General features: G+C 41.0%; 20 protein-coding genes. 11 read left to right on the top strand and 9 right to left on the bottom strand.

Going from position 1 to position 20,619, the window contains the following annotated elements:
* Positions 1-38: 38 nt before the first annotated feature.
* The 3 genes from RG47T_RS17350 to RG47T_RS17335 all read right to left on the bottom strand — a co-directional run bounded on the left by RG47T_RS17350 (position 39) and on the right by RG47T_RS17335 (position 3,326).
* The gene (locus tag RG47T_RS17350) at positions 39-566 is read right to left on the bottom strand and encodes a Crp/Fnr family transcriptional regulator (RefSeq protein WP_216351070.1); all 528 of its coding nucleotides are present in this window, start codon (positions 564-566) and stop codon (positions 39-41) included.
* A gap of 1,334 nt (positions 567-1,900) precedes the next feature.
* Complete coding sequence (locus RG47T_RS17340) at positions 1,901-2,653, bottom strand: glucose 1-dehydrogenase (RefSeq protein ID WP_074490684.1); 753 nt, start codon at positions 2,651-2,653, stop codon at positions 1,901-1,903.
* Positions 2,654-2,732: 79 nt separating this feature from the next.
* Positions 2,733-3,326, bottom strand: a complete 594-nt coding sequence (locus RG47T_RS17335; protein WP_074490683.1) for a Crp/Fnr family transcriptional regulator — start codon at positions 3,324-3,326, stop codon at positions 2,733-2,735.
* A 145-nt stretch (positions 3,327-3,471) separates the two neighbouring features.
* On the opposite strand from RG47T_RS17335, the gene RG47T_RS17330 reads away from it, so the two are divergent.
* Positions 3,472-3,765 (top strand): putative quinol monooxygenase, encoded by a 294-nt coding sequence (locus RG47T_RS17330; protein WP_074490682.1) that lies wholly within the window; start codon positions 3,472-3,474, stop codon positions 3,763-3,765.
* Positions 3,766-3,983: 218 nt separating this feature from the next.
* The gene (locus tag RG47T_RS17325) at positions 3,984-5,636 is read left to right on the top strand and encodes an aldehyde dehydrogenase family protein (protein ID WP_074490681.1); all 1,653 of its coding nucleotides are present in this window, start codon (positions 3,984-3,986) and stop codon (positions 5,634-5,636) included.
* 139 nt (positions 5,637-5,775) lie between these two features.
* Here the strand turns inward: RG47T_RS17325 and RG47T_RS17320 are convergent, their stop codons facing one another.
* Both RG47T_RS17320 and RG47T_RS17315 read right to left on the bottom strand, forming a co-directional pair.
* The gene (locus tag RG47T_RS17320) at positions 5,776-6,279 is read right to left on the bottom strand and encodes a DUF892 family protein (protein WP_074490679.1); all 504 of its coding nucleotides are present in this window, start codon (positions 6,277-6,279) and stop codon (positions 5,776-5,778) included.
* Between the two features lie 160 nt (positions 6,280-6,439).
* A complete protein-coding gene (locus RG47T_RS17315) occupies positions 6,440-6,604 on the bottom strand; it encodes a response regulator (RefSeq protein ID WP_245770855.1) in 165 nt (54 codons plus the stop codon).
* A gap of 25 nt (positions 6,605-6,629) precedes the next feature.
* On the opposite strand from RG47T_RS17315, the gene RG47T_RS17310 reads away from it, so the two are divergent.
* Together RG47T_RS17310 and RG47T_RS17305 are read left to right on the top strand one after the other, a co-directional pair.
* Positions 6,630-7,304 (top strand): sensor histidine kinase, encoded by a 675-nt coding sequence (locus RG47T_RS17310; RefSeq protein ID WP_074490676.1) that lies wholly within the window; start codon positions 6,630-6,632, stop codon positions 7,302-7,304.
* Between the two features lie 77 nt (positions 7,305-7,381).
* Positions 7,382-7,741: a response regulator gene (locus RG47T_RS17305; protein ID WP_074490674.1), complete on the top strand. Its 360-nt coding sequence runs from the start codon at positions 7,382-7,384 to the stop codon at positions 7,739-7,741.
* 308 nt (positions 7,742-8,049) lie between these two features.
* Here RG47T_RS17305 and RG47T_RS17300 read toward each other — a convergent pair whose 3' ends face one another.
* From RG47T_RS17300 to RG47T_RS17290, 3 genes are all read right to left on the bottom strand, one after another.
* Positions 8,050-10,764 (bottom strand): PAS domain-containing protein, encoded by a 2,715-nt coding sequence (locus RG47T_RS17300; protein WP_074490672.1) that lies wholly within the window; start codon positions 10,762-10,764, stop codon positions 8,050-8,052.
* 449 nt (positions 10,765-11,213) lie between these two features.
* Positions 11,214-12,077 (bottom strand): SDR family oxidoreductase, encoded by an 864-nt coding sequence (locus tag RG47T_RS17295; protein WP_074490671.1) that lies wholly within the window; start codon positions 12,075-12,077, stop codon positions 11,214-11,216.
* A gap of 98 nt (positions 12,078-12,175) precedes the next feature.
* Entirely contained in the window at positions 12,176-12,745 is a 570-nt protein-coding gene (locus tag RG47T_RS17290; protein ID WP_074490669.1) for a Crp/Fnr family transcriptional regulator, read from the bottom strand.
* Positions 12,746-13,283: 538 nt separating this feature from the next.
* Here RG47T_RS17290 and RG47T_RS17285 point away from each other — a divergent pair.
* The 6 genes from RG47T_RS17285 (at position 13,284) to RG47T_RS17260 (ending at position 18,288) form a co-directional block, all read left to right on the top strand.
* Positions 13,284-14,207, top strand: a complete 924-nt coding sequence (locus tag RG47T_RS17285; protein WP_074490668.1) for an AraC family transcriptional regulator — start codon at positions 13,284-13,286, stop codon at positions 14,205-14,207.
* An 81-nt stretch (positions 14,208-14,288) separates the two neighbouring features.
* Entirely contained in the window at positions 14,289-14,804 is a 516-nt protein-coding gene (locus RG47T_RS17280; RefSeq protein WP_074490667.1) for an SDR family oxidoreductase, read from the top strand.
* A 37-nt stretch (positions 14,805-14,841) separates the two neighbouring features.
* Positions 14,842-15,591 (top strand): SDR family NAD(P)-dependent oxidoreductase, encoded by a 750-nt coding sequence (locus RG47T_RS17275; protein WP_074490665.1) that lies wholly within the window; start codon positions 14,842-14,844, stop codon positions 15,589-15,591.
* Positions 15,592-15,674: 83 nt separating this feature from the next.
* Positions 15,675-16,427 (top strand): SDR family oxidoreductase, encoded by a 753-nt coding sequence (locus RG47T_RS17270; protein ID WP_074493551.1) that lies wholly within the window; start codon positions 15,675-15,677, stop codon positions 16,425-16,427.
* Positions 16,428-16,570: 143 nt separating this feature from the next.
* The gene (locus RG47T_RS17265) at positions 16,571-17,104 is read left to right on the top strand and encodes a DinB family protein (RefSeq protein ID WP_074490664.1); all 534 of its coding nucleotides are present in this window, start codon (positions 16,571-16,573) and stop codon (positions 17,102-17,104) included.
* A gap of 59 nt (positions 17,105-17,163) precedes the next feature.
* Complete coding sequence (locus RG47T_RS17260) at positions 17,164-18,288, top strand: alkene reductase (RefSeq protein ID WP_074490662.1); 1,125 nt, start codon at positions 17,164-17,166, stop codon at positions 18,286-18,288.
* A 510-nt stretch (positions 18,289-18,798) separates the two neighbouring features.
* Here RG47T_RS17260 and RG47T_RS17255 read toward each other — a convergent pair.
* Positions 18,799-19,674, bottom strand: coding sequence for an RNA polymerase sigma factor (locus RG47T_RS17255; RefSeq protein WP_074490660.1), 876 nt, complete (start codon positions 19,672-19,674; stop codon positions 18,799-18,801).
* A gap of 116 nt (positions 19,675-19,790) precedes the next feature.
* Between RG47T_RS17255 and RG47T_RS17250 the strand changes: the two genes are divergently transcribed.
* Entirely contained in the window at positions 19,791-20,570 is a 780-nt protein-coding gene (locus tag RG47T_RS17250; protein ID WP_074490659.1) for an SDR family NAD(P)-dependent oxidoreductase, read from the top strand.
* Positions 20,571-20,619: the final 49 nt, after the last annotated feature.

The following is a 20,619-nucleotide window of genomic DNA, read 5'->3' as shown; positions in this document are numbered from 1 at the left end:
ACTTTGTTTTTTTCTTATCCTGCTAAAAGTTTCTGGAGTCATTCCCAACATGGAAGCAATGTATTGTAAAGGCACCTGGTTAAAAAGGGCAGGGTTTTGTTCAAAAAGGCCTGATATCTCTCTTCAGCAGTCATAGATAAATGGCTGAAAATCCTTTGTTCCATGGTAATAAAACCACGGGCAATAAATAATTTTTCAAATTCGTGCCACTTAGGTAGCAAATCGCCCAGTCGATTATAGTTATATTTTGAAATGGTTGAAATTTCAGCATCCGCCAATGCCTGAATGGATAAATGGGCAGGAGTTTCAAATATAAAACTGGATAGATCCCCCGTGAAATAGCCTTTTGTTGAGATCCATTGCGTTACTTCTTTTGTGGCAGTGCTTGCAAACATTCGCAGAATCCCCGAATGCACAAAGCTCAAACCATTACAGCGGTTACCCGATCTCAATAAGAAGTCTCCTTTTTTAATTGTCGTTACTTTAAAAAATGAAACTATTGTGTCCAAATCGTTCGATTCAACAACGCCAAAGTAAGATTTTATGTATTGTTCAAGTTCTGTCATGATTGTGGTGGGTATTCAACATTACCATTAAGGCAATAGTATTGTATGGGAAATCAGGGAATGTGAGTCGAACTCTTTTACAAGAGCCAAATTAAAATACAATAATAATATTTGAATTTTTATCTGTTCATCTCCTATACGCTAAGCATTGTCAGTTGTTCACCGCAGATGTGTTTTTGCAATCCTGTCGGGGTCTTTCCGAATTGCCTTTTGAAAGGTATGAAAAGTGCGACAGGTTTTAAAACCAGGTCAAGATAAATGTATAAATAATACACATTCGGATCGCTTAACAAAATATCAAATATAAAAAATGAAAGACTACGTATTTATTCTTCGATTGAAAGCAATAACCCCAGAGAACATTGCGCAGGTTGGGCCAAAGTGGGCCGAATTGGTTCCTAAATGGGCAGTACAAGGGCATTTGTAGGCAACTCAGTAATGGCAAACGAAAGGTACCTTATTTGGGGTAAAGGCCATACCATTGTCAATTACCCTGTTAGAAGCAATGGCCTTATTGTCCTAGACGTATTTCGCATCAAGCTGGAAGTTTGGAACAAGCCCTTGAACTGGCAAAACAATGCCCGACACTTGATGCGGGAGGTTCAGTGGAAGTTCGCGAGGTTCAGCCGATTCCGTAAGTGCCACATCATTAATTTGTGAAAACTAATGACATTCGCGGGGTAGAATCATTCGTTTTACCCCGTTTGTTCCTGATTAATAGGAGATTCAATTCTCGTTTTTATCCATCAGCTAAATAAAAAATTTAAATCAAAATCACATGAGTATAAATACATCTTCTACGAAATTTTTTCATGCAAATCAAAGGGCTTAAATATAAGCTTATGGATTGCACAATCGCTTCTGGCAGCTTTTTTTCTGTCTACAGGACGACTTAAACTTGTAAACCCAGGTATGGTTGAAGACTTGCCGTTGGCGTTAATTTTTTGAGGCTTGATTTATTTTTCGTGCCATTTAAACTACGCACCGCCTATAATTTACGTTGTTTTTTACTTTATAGCCTATCACAAAAGAACTATTAACGCTAATTTCCAGTTCAATTAAAAACGCCCCGGTTATGCTGCCGGGGCATTTTATTTTAAACCAATTAAATTGTACAGTTGAGAAAGATTATAGCATTCAACCTAAAAATTTAATTTTGAGATTTTAACAATTTTCTAACTCTTGCATAATTAATCATTTTTGGTTTCGTGTAGGATAAATAGCCTTAAATTAATAAATTTATAAACACCAAATTATCACATGACATTTGACAAATTGGAGGATAAACTGCTAACAGTTCGGATTAGTTCTATTAGTCGTGCTAAAAAAACTTATTAAAGTTCTCTTACGCCACCATCCAGCAATAGTTCAGCACCCAACATAAAAGATGAGTCATCTGAAGCCAGGTAAAGTGCGGCGGCTGCAAGTTCTGATGCTTCGGCTACACGTTTAACCGGGGTGAAATTGCCCATTGCTTCTTTCATTGCTGCGGCTCCTTCCGGGCTACCTGCAACTGTTGCAAATACCGGGGTATCAACCGGTCCAGGGGTTAATGCGTTAACACGTATTTTGCGATCAAGCAGTTCAGCAGAGAAGCTACGTGCCAATGAACGTACAGCAGCTTTGGTTGCTGAATAAGCCGCATGGTTAGGAACACCTTTTGCGTTTACAGTTGAAGAAATCAATACTACAGATGCACCGTCGTTTAACACTGGAAGAGCTTTTTGTACTGAAAAGAACGCGCCTTTGAAATTGATGTCGCTAACCTGGTCAAATTGGTCTTCAGTAAAATCTGCCAATGGACCTAAGATATAAACTCCTGCGTTAACAACCAGGGTGTCCACTTTACCAAAATGGTCGGCTACAGTTTGATAGATACGGGTAAGGTCAGCCAGGCTAGAAACGTCGCCCTGGATACCCAGGCCGTTTGCGCCGATTTCGGCAACTGCCTGATCAATCGATTTTTGGTTACGGCCGGTAACGGCTACTTTAGCGCCTTCCTGCGCAAAACGTTTCGCGATGGCTAAGCCAATGCCGCTGGTACCGCCTGTAACAACGGCTACCTTATTGCTCAATTTTTGTGACATAATTTTTAAATTTTAGACCACAAAGTTGCGGGCAATTGTACCTTCAGAACGATGAACTAGCTTAAGAAAAACATGTGAACTAGTTCACTTTTTTTCGCACTTTATCGTTACGAATCTTTGATAAAAACTCTCGGGTCATATTCAAATATGAGGCGAGCGCGTATTGTGGCAGACGCTGCACTACTTTTGGGTATTTGGCAACAAAGTCGTTATACCGCTCCTCGGCGCTCTGGGTTAAATTAGATACAATACGCCGTGCAAGATAAGCTGCTGAATGTTCGGCCATTAGCCTGAACAATGTTGCTAACTCTAAATTAGCATCTTTGAGCTCTTGTTCTGTTTGATGATCGATCTGAAGAATAATACTATTTTCCAAAGCTTCGACAAACTGCGTTGCAGGGGTTTGATGAATATAGCTGTTGTAGTCCGAAAGCCACCAGTCTTCCACCGCAAATTGTATAGTATGTTCGTTCCCCTTATCGTCAATCACATAAGAATGGAAAGCCCCCTTTAATATGTAGATTCGGTATTTGGCAACAAATCCGGGTTGAATCAGCAATTGTTTTCTTTTCACCTTTACTACCTGAAAAGCACTCATTAACCGCCCCATGTTTTCAGGCGAAAGCCGGGTCTTATGATTTATGTTTTCTATAAAGCGCGAAAGATCTTCCATGTTGTAAATACAAATTAACGCATTTTCCAGGCAGCAATTTATGTGAACCAGTTCACCTTTTTTAAGACTTAGCTTGGATAACTTTGCCGTCCGCGATCAGGGCTAATCCTGATTAGCGGATTTAAAGCATTAAAAAAATAATATCATGGAAAAATTTGCATTACTTGCACGCCTGGAAGCCAAACCCGGCAAAGAACAGGAGGTCGCTGATTTTATAAAAAGCGCATTGCCTTTGGCCCAGGCCGAAACACAAACCGTACGTTGGTACGCGCTTCAGCTCGGGCCATCTACTTTCGGAATCTTCGACACCTTCACAGATGAACACGGCCGGGACGCACACTTGGGTGGAGAAATCGCCAAGGCACTGATGGCCCATGCGCCTGAGCTGTTAGCTACCGATCCGGTTATCGAAAAGGTAGATTTACTGGCGGTTAAATAAATAGTAGCTGCTCGGCAGCTAACTTCGGAGATACTTTCGATTAACTCCGGACATCCTATCAGGTTAACAACCCGATGGGATGTTTTTGTTTTAGAACTTTCATTGCAGCAACAAAACGTGAAGTAGTTCACCTTAATTTCTTAAGCTAGTTCATCTTTCTTTAGGTACTCAATCCGGAAATTTGCTTTATCAATTGGAAAATTGATTAAAGTAATATCATGGAAAATAAACAACAGAATTCAATGTCAGGATTATTTCCTGTGATTGATGATATACCGGGAGAAATCAGGTTGCCCCAGCCGTTATATCAACGACAGATTTTGATTAACGGGCAACTCCAAGACTGGGACGGACCCACTCATTTAGTTACTTCTCCAGTCTTTGTAAAACACAATAAAGACGGAAAAGCAGAACCCTTTATGATTGGCAGCTATCCATTAGCAACTGAAAAAGAAGCCAATGATGCATTGGAAGCTGCGCTCAGCGCTTTCGACCATGGAAGAGGCCAATGGCCGTCTATGTATATGCAAGAACGTGTCGACTGCCTGGAAGACTTTCTGGTAAAGATGAAAGCTAAACGTGAAGAGGTCGTTCGTTTATTGGTATGGGAAATAGGTAAGACTGTTCCAGACGCGGAAAAGGAGTTTGATCGTACGGTAGAATATATTTACGAAACGGTTAAAGCTGCCAGCCGCTTACGCAATAAAAACTCCGCAATTATTTGTGCTAACGATTTTATCGGGCACAGTACTAAAGTTCCATTTGGTGTTGTTTTATGTATGGGCCCATTCAATTATCCGCTTAATGAAACGTTCACCACACTGATACCGGCACTGATCATGGGCAATACCATTTTGTTTAAACCGCCAAAGCACGGTACACTCTTATTTGCGCCGTTGCTGGATGCATTTGCCGAATCATTTCCCGCAGGTGTGGTAAATACTGTTTACGGTCGGGGCCGGGATATTGTGCCCACCTTAATGGAAAGCGGCAAAGTAGATGTGCTGGCATTAATCGGCAGCAGCAAAGTAGCTGACAGTCTGAAAAAAATGCATCCTAAGTCTAACCGGTTGAAAGCAATATTAGGCTTAGACGCCAAAAATGCAGCGATCATTTTGGCAGATGCTGACCTGGATAATGCAGTCCGCGAAAGTGTCGCAGGGGCATTGTCATTTAATGGACAGCGTTGTACCGCATTGAAAATCTTATTTGTCCACCGTGACATCGTAGAAGAATTTAATCAGCGACTAATTTACGCGGTGAATCAGTTAAAAGTTGGTATGCCCTGGACAAAAGGTGTAAATATTACCCCGTTGGCAGAACCTGCTAAACCTGCTTACCTGAAGGATGTTATTGGCGATGCGTTAAGCCACGGAGCACAGGTGATCAACAGAACAGATGATGAAGAAGATAGCTTTGAATCTATCGTTAAGCCTGCCATCGTTTATCCTGTAAACAAAAACATGCGGCTTTATCATGAAGAGCAGTTCGGCCCGGTTATCCCGGTGGTGCCTTTCGAAGATTTGGACATGCCGGTGTCTTTTATCAGCAACTCCCCATACGGGCAGCAGGTGAGCATTTTCAGCGGAGATACGAAAAAAATAGCTTATCTTATCGATACCCTTAATGGTGAAGTGGGCAGGATCAATATTAATGTGCAATGCCAGCGTGGCCCGGATTCATTTGCCTTTAACGGTAGAAAAGACTCGGCAGCAGGAACACTATCTATTGATGAAGCTTTACTGGCCTTTTCGACAGATTCTGTGATTGCCACTAAGCAAAGTGATGCGAACAGCAAAATATTTGAAACAATCCTGGCGGAAAATCAGTCCAAACGTTTGAATAGCCAGTCCACCGTTTGTCCTTTTTAATTAATGGTGAGAATTCATTTATCATGCTTTAGTATATTCAAAGAAAAAAGCTCTGGCTGCATTGGGCCGGAGCGTTTAATGACTGGCTAGAAGATGGCATAAATCTAAGTCTGACATGATAATAAATATGCTAGCTTAATTAAGCACCGAAAAGAGTTTTTGTACGGTCTATCTTAGCATCTTTAAAATTTAGTGTTAGTAATAAGCTAATGGGTTTGTTTTTTAATTCTGATGCGGCAGTTTGTAAGATTTTGAATGAGGCCGTCTCCATGTTGGCAATGTTGTATAGGTAATATCGTAATGACATATCACGCAACGACGGACTATCTCCAAAAAATGGAATCGAGCTAAATGCATTCTCAACAACACAAATAAGACTACCGCTGTTATTAACTGTGGGTTCTGCATCAAGCAATTTGAATATGGCATTCAAACTTGATAATTGGAGAGTTACATCCTCAGTCAGTTTTTCAATTGGTTTTTTAAGATCTTCGAAGTAACCTTGTAATCCAATTTCAGGCAATCTTTCGACAAAATGCGATTTTGCTGTATAGATGTGATTTAAATGGACTACAAAAAACGTACGTACCTTTTCAGGTACTAATTTATTAATCGTCTTGTCGTAATAAAGTTTGTTTTTCATAAATCAGTTTGATAGACATGGAGTGAAATTGCTAAAGAGATAATGTCGGCGGTAAATCATTGGAGAGTATTTTTATTACAAACGGGATAAAGATTTTCAATTGTGACTGAAAAAATGTTAGCGATTTTTATGAAATTGCTAAAGGAACAAAATGCGCAAATCAAGCGGCCAACTGTTTTTTTATTCTTTCAAGTAAGTAATCTATATCAAAAGGCTTGGCAACAAAATCATTTGGCGCACCAGGCAGGTTAAGCGATGCAGCAAGGTCATGTGTCCCTGAAATCAGAATAACGGGTACTGAACAGGTCAGGTTATTCGACTTCATCTCTTTGCAAATCGAGCGGCCATCCATGCCGCCAAGCATTACATCCATCGCCAGTCACGAATTAAAGACTCCTCTTACCTCGATTAAAATGTTCATTCAGGCGATGTTGGATAAAGTGAAACCTGATGAGGGTAGTTTTGAACACGATGCGTTACAACGTGTCAACCGCCAGGTTAACAAAATGACAACCCTGATTCAAAATCTACTGAATAACACCAAATTACTTGACGGAACAATGGAGCTCCATTGTGAACGATTCAACCTTCATCAATTGATTGAAGAAGTTGTATTCGAAGCTAAATTAACTTTGCCCGGTTATTTTTATATTTTGAAAGATTGCTCAACAGCTTACGTGTATGCGGATCGCCTCAAGATCAGCCAGGTGCTGGACAACCTGATCAGCAATGCAGCTAAATATTCGCCTAAAGGAAGTGAGATCACTATAAAGTGCAAGGTTGAACAAGAAAAAGTACACCTTTCTATAACAGACAATGGAATTGGGATAGCTAAAAATGAACAGGAAAGATTATTTGACCGCTATTATCGTGTAAATAATGACAAGATTAGAAATATATCCGGATTCGGTATTGGATTGTACGTGGTGGCCGAAATACTACATTCACATAACAGTAAGATCTACCTTGAAAGTGAAGAAAACGTAGGATCTACTTTTTTCTTTGAACTTCCCGATGCACTGTAAGAGGCATAAAGAATTTTAATAAAACTATTTATAGTCTTCGGTATAAAAATTGTACCGCAGGAGTTAAATTGAAAATTATGGCATCGAAAATACTCGTTATAGATGACGATCCTGATATCAATGCAATTCTCGAAATGGTGTTAAAGGATAAAGGTTATGAAGTCTATTGTTCGTTAACATCCCTTCCAATTCGGGAAATAGCTGACATCAAGCCCGAGCTTATATTACTCGATTTACGCCTTACTGGTTCAGATAGAAATGGAGATGTTATATGCAAGGATATAAAAAACGATGAAGTTATTGAACAAATACCTGTAATCATTATGTCGGCTGAATTCGATATTGCAAAAATTGCAAGCGATTGTCATGCCGACAATTTCCTCCCAAAACCATTTGAGATTGAAAATCTATATAAAATGATTGAGCATTATATTTAAAACGTTTATATTCAAAAATTCACAGAAATAGCGTTAAATACTGCCATAATTGTCCATTGTGCGGGTGGTTTTCGCTGCACAGCTGGCGGCGATATTATCCATAAGGTTTTTGGCGATAAAGTCAAAGTTTATGAATTATGTGAATCTATAAAATGCGTTTTTATAAAATGAATTTATTGCCCAATTCATAATAAGCAGACCCTTGCGTTGTATTAAAAGTTTGTCCAGCTTTAATGGAACAATCAATGACTTTACCTCCTTTTTGGATAAAAAATATTTTATACTCTTGTCCTTTTATTGGTAAAAAATTAAATCGGCAAGGTAAACCAAAAGGTTGAACCTTCTCCCAAGGTGCTTTCTACGCCTATCGTTCCGCCATGCCGCTCGATGATCTCTGCGCAGATAGATAATCCAAGGCCGAGTCCGGTATAAGTGCTGGATGATTTATTGGCCTGCCAGTAACGGTCAAATAGCTTTGGGATCTGCTGCTGGGAAATCCCCGGACCGAAATCCCTTACCGAAATTTTGGCATATTGATCTATTTTTTCAACGATAAGATGAATTTGGTTTGACCCGGGGGCATATTTAACTGCATTGTTTACCAAGTTTACCAGCACCTGTTCGATACGGAGTTCATCGGCAAAGACGTTAAGGTTCTTTTCTCCGGTCAGGATCAGCTCATGGTTTCCCTCAATACGCACATGGCTACAGCAGGTATCTAAAATCTGTGGGATATCGAACCATTTTTTCTGGAGTTCAAGCTTTCCACCCGAATGCTTGCTCAGGTTGAGCAGATCCTCTACCAAAATGCTCACCTTTGACATGGAAGCACTGGCCCCTTCGATCAATTGATGCGCTTTTGGGTTCGTTATCTGTGTTTTAATGCGTTCAAGCAGCTGCAGATTGGCCTTAAGTACGGTGAGCGGTGTTTTAAGCTCATGGGCGGCTACTGATAGAAAATCGTCACGACGTTGTTCATAGGCTTTGCGCTGGGTGATATCCAGGGTAACCCCAATCATTCTTGAGGGATTGTTTTGGGCGTCGTAGCGTGGACTGCCGGAGGCGTGAATCCATCGCTTTCCGCCATCCGGTAGCTGGATCTCATATTCTGATTCGTATATTCCGTTATTTGCTATGGCACCGGCTACCGCTTTTTGAACGGTTTCTCTATATTGGGGGAGGATGGCTTCCATAAGGTCTGGGAAGTTAAAATCCTCTGCTATATTTCTTCCGAAGTTTAGTTTGCAGCGGTCGCTGCATTCCATTTTTCCAGTTGCAAGTTCAAGGTCATAAGAACCCAAGCTGGCCGCGCTAAGGGCTACGGATAGCCGGTCTGAGATGTCTTGGGCAGAGTGAATGGCATTAACCTGCTCCGTTACTTCTCCCGCTACGATCATGATCGAGTGAGTGCGCCCTTTTCTGTCCTTGATCGGCTTATATATAAAATTGAAATAGCAGTCTTCCAGCTTGCCCTCGCGGTGCAATACGACTTTTTCGCCTGTTCCATAGGCAGATTTGCCGCTACTGTAAACCTGATAAAGTATTTCTGAAAACGGTTGTCCCTTCAATTCGGGAAGTGCTTCGTCCAAGGGCTTTTCCAATATGGCTCCTGTTTTCCCCCAAAGGCGAAGCAGTTCGGGGTTGGCTGAGATGATTGACAGCTCCGGGCCCGATAATAACCCAATGGCAACAGGGGCATCAAAGAACAGTTCCAATGCCCGCTTTTCGCTGTAAGCAAGTGCTATATTGCGTTTTTTGAGTTCGATGTTCAGCGAAGTGAGTTCAATATTTTCCTTATCACCTAGTATACCTGCTGCCACAAGGATCTGGTTTGCAGCGTTAAGTTCTTCATTGGTAACATGGAATTCCTCATTGAGCTGGGCAAGCTCTTCGTTTGTATTTTGGAATTCCTCATTTACCTGAGCAAGTTCCTCATTAGTTGCCATGTATTCCTCGTTCACCGCGGACAGCTGTTCGTTGGTTTGGTTAAGCTGTAGCTGGGTATCCTCCAGTACTTTCCTGACTGCGACGATCTGGGTAATATCGCTGACAGTCGCCATAATCTTTATAACCGTTCCATCGGTTCCAAGAAGGGGATGATAAGCGAAATCCACATAGTATTTTTTCGAGCTGCCATCGGGTGCGGTAATATCAACAGCTATTTCCTTGATCTCTAATGCATTTCCTGATGTCATCACTTCCCTTAACATTTCGGGGAAGGGCTGATCGAGTAGTTCCGGAAAAACCTCAAGGATCTTTTTGCCAATGGTTTGCTCTGGGCTGCGTCCCCATAGCTTAAAGATCGGTGCGTTGGCCATCTCAATAATGAATTCTTCTCCCTTCAAAATGGTCATGCCGATGGGTGAACTGGTGATCAATTGCGACCGTTCATTTTCCAGGGCTTGCAATTGGTCGGACAACTTTTGTAGCTGTTCGTTTGTAGCATTGAGTTCTTCATTGGTGGCCTGATATTCTTCGCTAACCGACTGTATTTCTTCGTTAGCTGCATTTAGTTCTTCGTTAGCCGCATTTATTTCTTCGTTGGCAGCTTGAAATTCTTCATTGATTGCCTCCAGTTGCTCATAGGCCAGTTGTTCGCCAAGCTGTTTTTCCTGGGCTAACTTGAGGGCATTGATCCGGTCAGATACTTCGGTCGCGGTGTGAAGTATGCAAATGACCTTACCTGTATCGTTCTTTATGGGGCGATAAATGAAATCAAAATAATAAGTTTGTTCGGTGTCCTCAATGTTGAGTTTAGCAGGGATATCCTTTGCTTTATAGGTCTGACCTGTGCGCTGGGCATCTTTTAGAGTATGGGTGAAAGGTTGTCCTTTTAGTTCAGGAAACGCTTGTTCGAAGGGCATTCCTTGTACCGATGTATCTTTTCCCAAGATATTGAGCATTCCCTGGTTGATAGCCTCAATCCTTAGGTCTTCTCCGGTGTAAATGGCTGTTGCATCATTAGAAAGCAGCAGAATGTCAAGAAGGGCTTTGCTGCCCAGTGAATTTACAAAATCTGTCATTAAAGGCGATAATGGAAACAGGCAATAGTTTCCCTTGATACAAAAATAAAAAAAGCAATGAAAAATAAAAATGTGTAGGAAAGATAACTATAGCTATATATTGGCTTTTATCTGAAATGTTTAGCACGCAATGGCCCATGCTAACGACTGCAACAATCTCTTTGGTCAATAAACGAAACGTTCATAGCGTCTATTTTATTAATTAGAGCCATGAAAAAATCACCTGTTCCTGCATGTATTAATTATATATCTATCTTATAATATAAATAAATCTTAATTGGCGAGCATCGGATTAGAAACAAAAACTAAACTGATCCCCAGACTGGACGTGATTCAAACCAATTATTGGCTACGGCAGGAACGCCTGTTTACAGGCCAGAAAACCTGGAATATCTGGCTATTCACTGCCGTTTTTTATTGGCCGAAAGTGTTAAATATCTTCTTGCTGTTTACGCTAATAATTCGCCCATGCCGAAGATCGTTAGGCCTTCTCCAAATTGCTCAGCAACAGCTTGGTTAGCTGCTTCGATGTATTCCCCTGTGATCGGGTCAACAACCGTCCTCAAAGGTCTTTTGCCTTTTTCTGTACCGATCAGCTTAACGATGGCGTCCGCCACATCCTGCGGATTGGGGTTTTTGGTTTGGATCAGCCCGCCTATCGCAGCCATCATTTTGTTCGGGATATCGGCGATCACACTGTAGCCTTCAAATACGGACTGGTCTGAAGCATACTGTGTTTTCTGCTGCATTTCGGTAGGAAAGGCACCCGGCTCCAGGATAGCCACGTCTATACCTAACCTTTTAACTTCGTAATGCAATCCTTCGCTTATTCCTTCCAGACCGAACTTAGACCCGGCGTATATGGTTGCGAACGGAAAAGAAACCCTGCCAAAGCCGCTGGTTACATTAATGATCAGGCCATCGTTCTGCTTACGCATAGCCGGCAGCACCTGCTTGATGAATCTCCAGGGCGCGAAAACGTTCACATCGAAAATGGCCTGTACGTCAGCGGTAGTGAAGCTTTCCGCTACACCGTTCATCGAAACCCCGGCATTGTTGACCAGTACATCGATGACGCCTTCTTTTGCGATGATGCTGTCGACCGCCGCTTTAACACTTTGGTCGTCGGTCAGTGTTACATCCAGAACGGTAACATTTTCTAATGCGGATAGGGTTTCGGCTTTTTCTGCATTTTTACCTTTGGTATCTCTCATCGTGGCATACACCTGGTGGCCTAAAGCAGCAACGCTATGTGCCGTTAGCCATCCGAAACCACTATTGGTTCCGGTTATTAATACGATCTTTTTGCTCATCTTTTTAATTGTTTAAATAAGGAAGCAAAAGTTGTGAAGTGAGGCAGGAATACTTTTACCATTTGGTAAAAAGCACTGTTTACCGTTAAAAAAGACACTTAACGGACATTTCGCCTGATGCGGCTTAAGGATTGCTGGGTAATGCCCAGGTAAGAAGCGACATGGGAAAGCGGCACCCGATTGACAAGGCCCGGAAAATGTTGATTGAATAACAGGTAACGGTTGGTCGCATCTTCGGAGACCAAAGGACTTCTGCGTTCGATCGCTTTCAACAGGCAGTTTTTTAAGATAAGGTTCTCGATGTCTTTCCAGCCAACGATGGTATTGCCGATCTCATCCCAGTCCTTTTTGGAAAAAACAAGGAATTTACAGACGGTTTCTGCCTGAATATATTCGGATGAAATGATCTGCGCCTCGAACCTTTGCTGGTCTGAAACAAAATTATTTTCTTCAACAAATGAATGCGTGATCTCTTCCCCTTTATTATTATAGTAACAAAACCGAACCACGCCTTCCAATAGAAACCCTACGTACCTTGGGACCTTACCGGCTTCAGAAAAATAGTCCTCTTTATGAAATTCAAGCGTTGTCGCCTTATTTAGAATAAGGTCTATTTGCTGCCTGTTTAGATTGCCGAATTGCAGTATGTAATTGATGAACGCTTCCATAGGTCAAATTACGTTTTTATTGTGGGTAATCTATTTATCATTTGGTAAAATCATGTTATGCAAACATAATCGAAAGCGAACAAAACTGGTGATACTAACGAACCACACCACCTAATTCCGGGCAAGATGATGTTGGGCCTCAACCGGCCTGATTTCTCCGAATTCGCTTTTGATTTGATTAAAAATCATGAAATCCAGCCTTTCGAACTTAAACGAGAACATCCCAATAATTCTAATTAAGTTATAAGTCTATTATAAGCAATTTACAAGTAGCATATTGTGAGCCGATTACCCCATGGGCTACAATTTATGACAGCCATCACAGGGATAAAATCGAAACGATTGACGCAAGCTTTGAAGATATTCATTAAAATTTAGTCTTCGATCAAGCTCATCCATTGGAATGGACAAATGGTTTTCTAACGGATATAAACGAATGATTACCCGTAATTAAATTGTAAAGGTTTATCCCGCATTAGACAATACTGCGCAGATAATGTATTTTTACTTTACCATAAAATATAACTTCAAGTAATAGATGCCCGGAACATCTGTAGATCAGAAAACAATTAATAACATTTGGGATATTCCCGATTTGCTGCCTATTTCAAGGGAGGGCTTCCAACCGTGGAACATTCACATTATTCCAAGGGCTCCCCATACCTGTAAAAATTATCTTTCACCGAACAGAAGGGATTTCTACAAAATAATGTATGTAACAAAAGGCATTGGCGTGTTTACACTGGGTTCAAACACTTATCATATAGACAGCCCTACGATCTTGTTTATTCATCCCGGTGAAATCATTTCCTGGAAAAAGTTGAACAAGGAGTCAGAAGGGTACGTTGGTTTTTTTAAAAGAAAATATGCCGACCGTTATCTTAGCTTAAGGGCATTGATTGAAAAATACGAATTATTTACTGACATAAATAAAAGTGTCATTAGATTAACCCAGGATGACATTGCTGTTTTAAATCCGTTGTTTGCTCAGATGCTTGAGGCTGAAAAATCAGGCGGCGCAATGGCGGAAGAAACCATGCAAGCTTACTTGCAGTTACTTTTATTAAACTGTACAAGGATAGCCAACTATGCTGAACCCGATGCAATTTCCGGCGACTATAAGCATCTGCATGAGTTTTTTCATTTGTTAGAAAAAGAAGCCAGCAAAATTAATTACGTAAATCCGATTCGTTTAAAAACAGCTACTGCATTCGCTGAAGAATTATTTATCCACCCAAATTACCTTAATGCGTTACTAAAAAAGCATACCGGCCAAAATGTAAGTGTGCATATCAAAGGCCGTTTACTGGAACAAAGTAAGATATTCCTGCTACAGACTGATTGGAGTTTGGAGGACATAGCCTATGCAGTTGGCTTCGCCGATCAATCCAATTTTAGCCATTTCTTCAAAAAACAGAGTGGGATGTCTCCTGCTAATTTTAAAAAAAATCATATTCTTTGATTTTCACAAATTTATCTTTGATTCTTCTTCAAAACAGCTAGCCAATCCTGATGACCTTTGTATCAGCAAAGAAAATCAGCGATGAAAGCTCAGTCAAAAAAGATAGCACTTTTTACACAGGTTAATGACCAACTAAGCCTGGCCAATGCGCAATTTCTTGGGCATGCAGGTTTTAATGTCGCTATCACTGCCTCAACCCAAACCGACCTTTCAACTGCTGTAGAATTTATAGGCCACGGTGCAATGGGCATATTAAATGAGTCGGAAAATATTGGCGGGTTATTTACTATCTATCAAAAAGTGGCCTGCTATTTTGGTGGCAGGATCAATTTGCTATTGCTTAATGCTAATATCTCATTTCAGGAGATTACTGACTTCAGTGAAGCCTATTTTACGATACAATATGCGCTTCCTTATCTGGACCCGGAAGCTGTCATCCTATTGAATACAGGACTTCTTACCAGGGAAATTTTGAGTTCCGCATTCCAAAAACGTAAAAAACAACAGGGTTTAAATACGGCACTCAAATGTGAATTGCCAAAACCATTATTGTCATCTTATTTCAATGATATAAAACTCGGGGACGAGCGTTCCTGATCTCTATATATTTCTTATCCATAAAAATTAAAAAAAAATGAAAAAGTTAGAAAACAAAGTAGCAGTAGTTACAGGAGCATCAAAAGGTATTGGTGCAAGTATTGCCAAACATTTAGGCGCAGCAGGTGCAAGCGTAGTCGTGAATTATGCATCAGCAAAAGATGGTGCAGATAAGGTAGTTGCTGAGATTACCGCCAATGGTGGAAAAGCCATTGCTGTTCAGGGTAGCGTAGCCAACGAAGCTGACATCAGCCGTTTATTTGCAGAAACCAAAAAAGCCTTCGGCGCAGTTGACATCCTGGTGAATAACGCAGGTGTTTACAAATTCGGTGGCTTAGAGGATGTGAATGCAGCTGATTTTCATAATCAGTTCGACACAAACGTACTTGGCCTGCTTTTGACTACCAAGGAAGCCGTTAAAAATTTTAACGAAAAAGGTGGCAGTATCATTAATATCGGTTCTGCCGTTAGCAAAACAACTCCTCCGGGAAGTTCAATTTACACAGCCACCAAGGGTGCCGTGGCAGCAATCACCGGCGTATTAGCGAGAGAACTTGGTGCCAAAACAATACGTGTAAACTCCCTTAACCCTGGTTTGGTGGAGACTGAAGGAACTCATACAGCAGGTTTTATCGGCAGCGATTTTGAAGCAGGACTGATCGCGACCGCCCCACTTGGCCGTACAGGTTTACCTGAAGATATTGCTAAAGTTGCTGTATTCCTGGCATCTGAAGATTCAAGCTGGGTAACCGGCGAGGAAGTGCTTGCAAGCGGAGGCGTAAGGTAATCCTGATGTCCTTGAATAATAACCATATCCAACAGCTCTTCTTGTTTAAGCGGGCTGTTGGATATGTTAATGATCAAAACAACATGAAAAAATTACAAAACAAAATAGCCGTAATTACTGGTGGTAACAGCGGCATAGGTTTGGCAACAGCAAAACTGTTTGCAAGTGAAGGTGCGAAAGTCGCAATAACAGGCCGCGACCAATTATCGGTTCAAAATGCCGTTAGTGACATCGGTTCAGATTCAATTGGATTGGTATCGGACATCGAAAATCTGGCTCAAATTGACGATACCTATCAACATATTACCGCCAAATTTTCAGGCAAAATTGATATACTGATCGTTAACGCTGCTGTATATATTACAGGCCCTCTTACAGGATATACTGAAGAGATGTTTGATAAGACCAGTGATATAAACTTTAAAGGTTCCTTTTTCTCCGTACAGCGCGCACTACCCTATCTTAATGATGGTGCATCGATTGTACTTACAGGTTCAACAGGAGCAGAAAAAGGAAATGGTAAAGGGGCAGCTTATTATGCGACAAAGGCAGCCTTACGATCATTGGCACGAAGCTTTTCATCTGAACTGCTTGACCGTAACATCCGCGTGAATGTGGTATCTCCAGGGCCTACAGAAACTCCGGCATTTGAAAGAACAGGCGCATCTCCTGAACAGGTTTTGAAAGTTAAGGAAGCGCTGATCAGTCATACTCCGGCAAAGCGGTTGGCGCAACCAGAAGAAATTGCCCAGGCTTTTCTTTACCTGGCTTCAGACGACTCAAAATATATGCTTGGATCAGAATTGCTAATAGACGGAGGTTACAGAACCCTCTAAAAGTTGATCCACTAATATCAACCAGGCTTACAATTAGGTAAAACACAAACCGGGTTATCAACTAATCGGAGTGTAAAACTATACTCATAAGAAAACGCATAGGCAAACATTAAAATTGAGTCTATTTATTAATATAAGAAATCATGTCAGACCAACAAAAAATCAACATTGCAGAGCAGCGGGTCCAACAAATTATAGATCAGGTTATCAATTTTTGGCTGGCCCAAAATAAAGCCATTGATACCTTCTTGAATCAGCATCCGGACGAGGTCTATTTACAAGAAGTTGCACCGGGTAGAAATAGGGCTGTTTATGTGCTGGCTCACCTAATCGCCACGAATGATGGCCTTTTGCCATTATTCGGGTTTGGCGAAAAATTATTTCCAGAAATCGCACCTCTTGCAACCGAGGGTGAAAGTGCTGTGGATTTTGAGCTCTCGTTTAAGGATTTGAAGAAACAATGGGAATCGTTGAACCTTTTCCTTGAAAAAAGATTTAGAGAATTAACACCCGAGGAGTGGCTTGGTAAACACAATTCTGTATCCGATGCAGATTTCTTACTGGATCCGCAGCGTAATAAACTGAATGTATTGATCAATCGGGCAAGTCATCAAAATTATCACAGAGGGCAGCTCATATTTTTAAATGAAAGAAAGGTGTTAGCCAAATTGAGTTGATAAAGATTGACTAAATCAAGAATCAGCGCAAACATTAAAATATTCAAATAAATAAATATATGTCAACAGATAATATCATGGACCGGGGAAAATTGTTCTCGCCGGTCAAATTAGGATCAATAAATTTAGATCACCGAATAGTAATGGCTCCGTTAACACGTATGCGTACTGTCGAGAATTTTATTCCAAACGACCTGATGGTGGAATATTATGCCCAGCGTACAACATATGGCGGTTTAATTATCGCTGAAGCTACCGTTGTATCAGAAACAGGCCATGGTTATTACGGTGCACCGGGAATATACACGATTGAACATGTCGCAGGATGGAAAAAGGTTACAGAAGCAGTACACGCAAAAGGAGGAAAGATATTTTTACAATTGTTTCATGCGGGCCGGGGATCTCATACTGAATTACAACCTAATGGCGCTTTACCGGTAGGTGCTTCCGAAGTTCCGCACAACAACGTCGTTTATACGCCAACAGGATGGAAACCGGCAACACCTAACCGGGCCTTGGAAACAGCCGAAATAGCAGGAGTTGTCGAGGATTTCCGTAACGCATCAGTGCTTGCGAAAGATGCAGGTTTTGATGGTATTGAATTGCATGGCGCAAACGGTTATTTAATTGACCAGTTTTTGCAGGACGGAACAAATAAAAGAACTGATGAATATGGCGGATCCGCAGAGAATCGTGTCCGTCTGCTATCTGAAGTGGTTGGGGCTATGGTTTCAGTTTGGGGAGGTGACCGCGTAGGCGTCAGGCTTTCACCAAGCGGTAGCTTCGGCGAAATGTCTGATCATAATCCCATTGCGTTATTCAGCCACGCGGCGGAAACATTAAACCAATTTGGATTAGCCTATCTGCATATCGTTGAACCGAGAGTTTATGGTAGCACAGTTGAAGTTGAAGGACTACGACCTATCGCTGCCGAGCATCTGCGTAAAATATTTAAAAACGCCATTATTTCAGTGGGTGGATATGAATTTGAAACGGCTAAAGAAGTCATTGAGAAAGGAGATGCGGATCTGGTTGCTTTTGGACGTCATTTTATTTCCAACCCGGATTTAGTTAGACGCTTCGCAGAGGGGCTGCCATTAAATGACTATGACCGGAATAGTTTTTATGGTGGGGACGCCAGGGGCTATACTGACTATCCTTTTTATAATCGTGAGGAAGCATGAATGATGATTTAAAGTGCCATCGCTATCTATAAACTAATACGATTATTTATAGGTTCGATTAGCTTAAATTTTGAATTTTCTCATTTTCAACCCTTTTATTTATAAGTGTTATTGCTTCAGTCAGACTAAGCTATACCAGCATTTAAAATTTGGGCCTTTAGTCAGGAGAGTTTGTCGGAATGGTAGTTGATGACCCAGATATTAATACAGATTGAAAATTTTATAACGTTAGTCAAAACGATCACGCAGCTTTACGCCGGGAGGAAGAACTTATTATTCAATGCCCGTAGTCACAAATGTTAACCAAGACAAGGTTATGATCATCACCAAGTAGAAGAATACATCCGAAATCTTAAAAGAAGGTTTTAAGTATTCGTTCTTAAGGTTTATCCGCTAAAATATCTTCATATTATTAAAATATGCTGGTCCGTTGATTATTTTCTGAAGTTACTTCCTTCTGGCGTTTAAGAACAAAACCGTATTTAGCTATTATCAATTTTGTTGAACTCCCTAATTCAACCTAAAAAGCTCTATGACCTGGGGATCAGACAATAGCTTAACACCCAGATCCTTGCCTCTGATAGCTTTTTGATAAGGCTGGCTGGTGAACAGGTAAAGATACTTTTGCTCCATCAAATAATCCAGTGCCTCATTCTTTTCATCAGCGAGGCTTCTGATGGAACTGGCGATATCACCAAAGAATTGTCCGGTATTGGTATCAACCAATCCGTCTTTCATAAATCCCTTAGTTTTTTTATGACAACGGCAACTGTTAGCAGGGTTCATGAGGCCACATTTATTATCCATAAAATTGAACAGGTCGGCCTTCGCCCTGGATAATTGCTTACGGAAGTTTTCAGGCGTCATATCCAATAGGTCCGCTGCAATATTTGATTTCAGATTAAAGATACTGCCTAAAATCAATATGATTCGCTGCTCACGGTTTAAGCATAACAGGGTGCTTGTCATACATTTATTCCTGATGGTGGTAATCTGCTCACTGTACTCCTCTTGTTCTTCCGTCGTCATCTCGTCCTGATTATGAACGGTCTCTACAAAATCTCCTAACTCATCAAAAGAATAAACTTCTTTTTCAGCTTTTTTTCTTTCCGTATTTAAGAAGTGATTAAATACTAACCGATACAGCCAGGTCTTGAAACTGCTCTTTTCCTGATACTGCTGAAGTTTAGTCACCATCTTGATCAGAACCTCCTGAGTAAGATCATGCGCATCATCCTGGTCCCTAACGAATTTCAGGGCCACATTATAAATAAAATGCTGGTGACGGTCAATCAACTCATTGATAGCAGTGGATGAACCATTTAAAGCCTGCTGTATCAGTAGATTATCTTCGTTTTCAATGTATTGTTCTGTATAAGGAAACATAGCAAAAATGATTAATGGAGCAACAAATATCAAAATTGGTCTGGTTGTTTGTCACATTATTTTGTCACACTTTTTTGCGGCCGTGTCTAAATAATAAATATTAAAAAATAGGAACCATGAAAACAAACACATTCAACGGAAAAACAGCATTAATTATTGGCGGCACAAGTGGCATGGGCAAAGCAACAGCTCAAACCTTATTGGAAGAAGGCGTAAATGTTATCGTTGCCAGCAAAACTCAACAAAGCATCGAAGACGCGATTACTGAATTATCAAATAACGGCGGTAATTTAACCGGTTTAAAAGTTGATCTGACCGATCAGGGTTCAGTGTCCGAATTTATATTGGAACTGAATAAGATAAATGAGATAAATTACCTGGTAAACGCTTCCGGTATTTTTAGGCCAAAGCCATTTTTGGACTCAAGTGTTGAAGAGTACGACGCTTTACTGGATATCAACCGAGGTTTCTTTATGATCACCAAAGCAGTAGCAGCCAAAATGAAGGAAGCGGGCAAAGGCGGTGCTATCGTTAACATCGGTTCTTATTGGTCAGAGCATGCCATCAAAGGTACGCCAACTGCTGCTTACGCTATGGCAAAAGCTGGCCTTCACGCCTTTACTCAGCAGATAGCGATGGAATTGGCTGAGTTTCAGATCCGCGTAAATGCTATTGCACCGGGCGTAGTTGAAACTAACGTTTTAACAAGTTTACTTGGTTCTGCTGATCAGGCCACTGAACTTTACCAGGGTTTAAACGCCATTCACCCACTTGGCCGTAATGGTCAGCCAAATGAGATCGCCGCCGCAATTAAATATCTATTATCAGATGCTGCTGCATGGACAACGGGCGCTATACTGCCAGTTGACGGCGGATTAAGTGCAGGCAGGAGTTAATTAAAGATTTGCTCCCTACGAAGCGATCAAGGTCTTCTTGGTAAATACT

The organism is Mucilaginibacter polytrichastri, from assembly GCF_001911425.1.
Classification (GTDB): Bacteria; Bacteroidota; Bacteroidia; order Sphingobacteriales; family Sphingobacteriaceae; genus Mucilaginibacter; species Mucilaginibacter polytrichastri.
The sequence above is the reverse complement of the archived record's forward strand: the minus strand, read 5'-3'. Positions and strand labels throughout refer to the sequence as shown.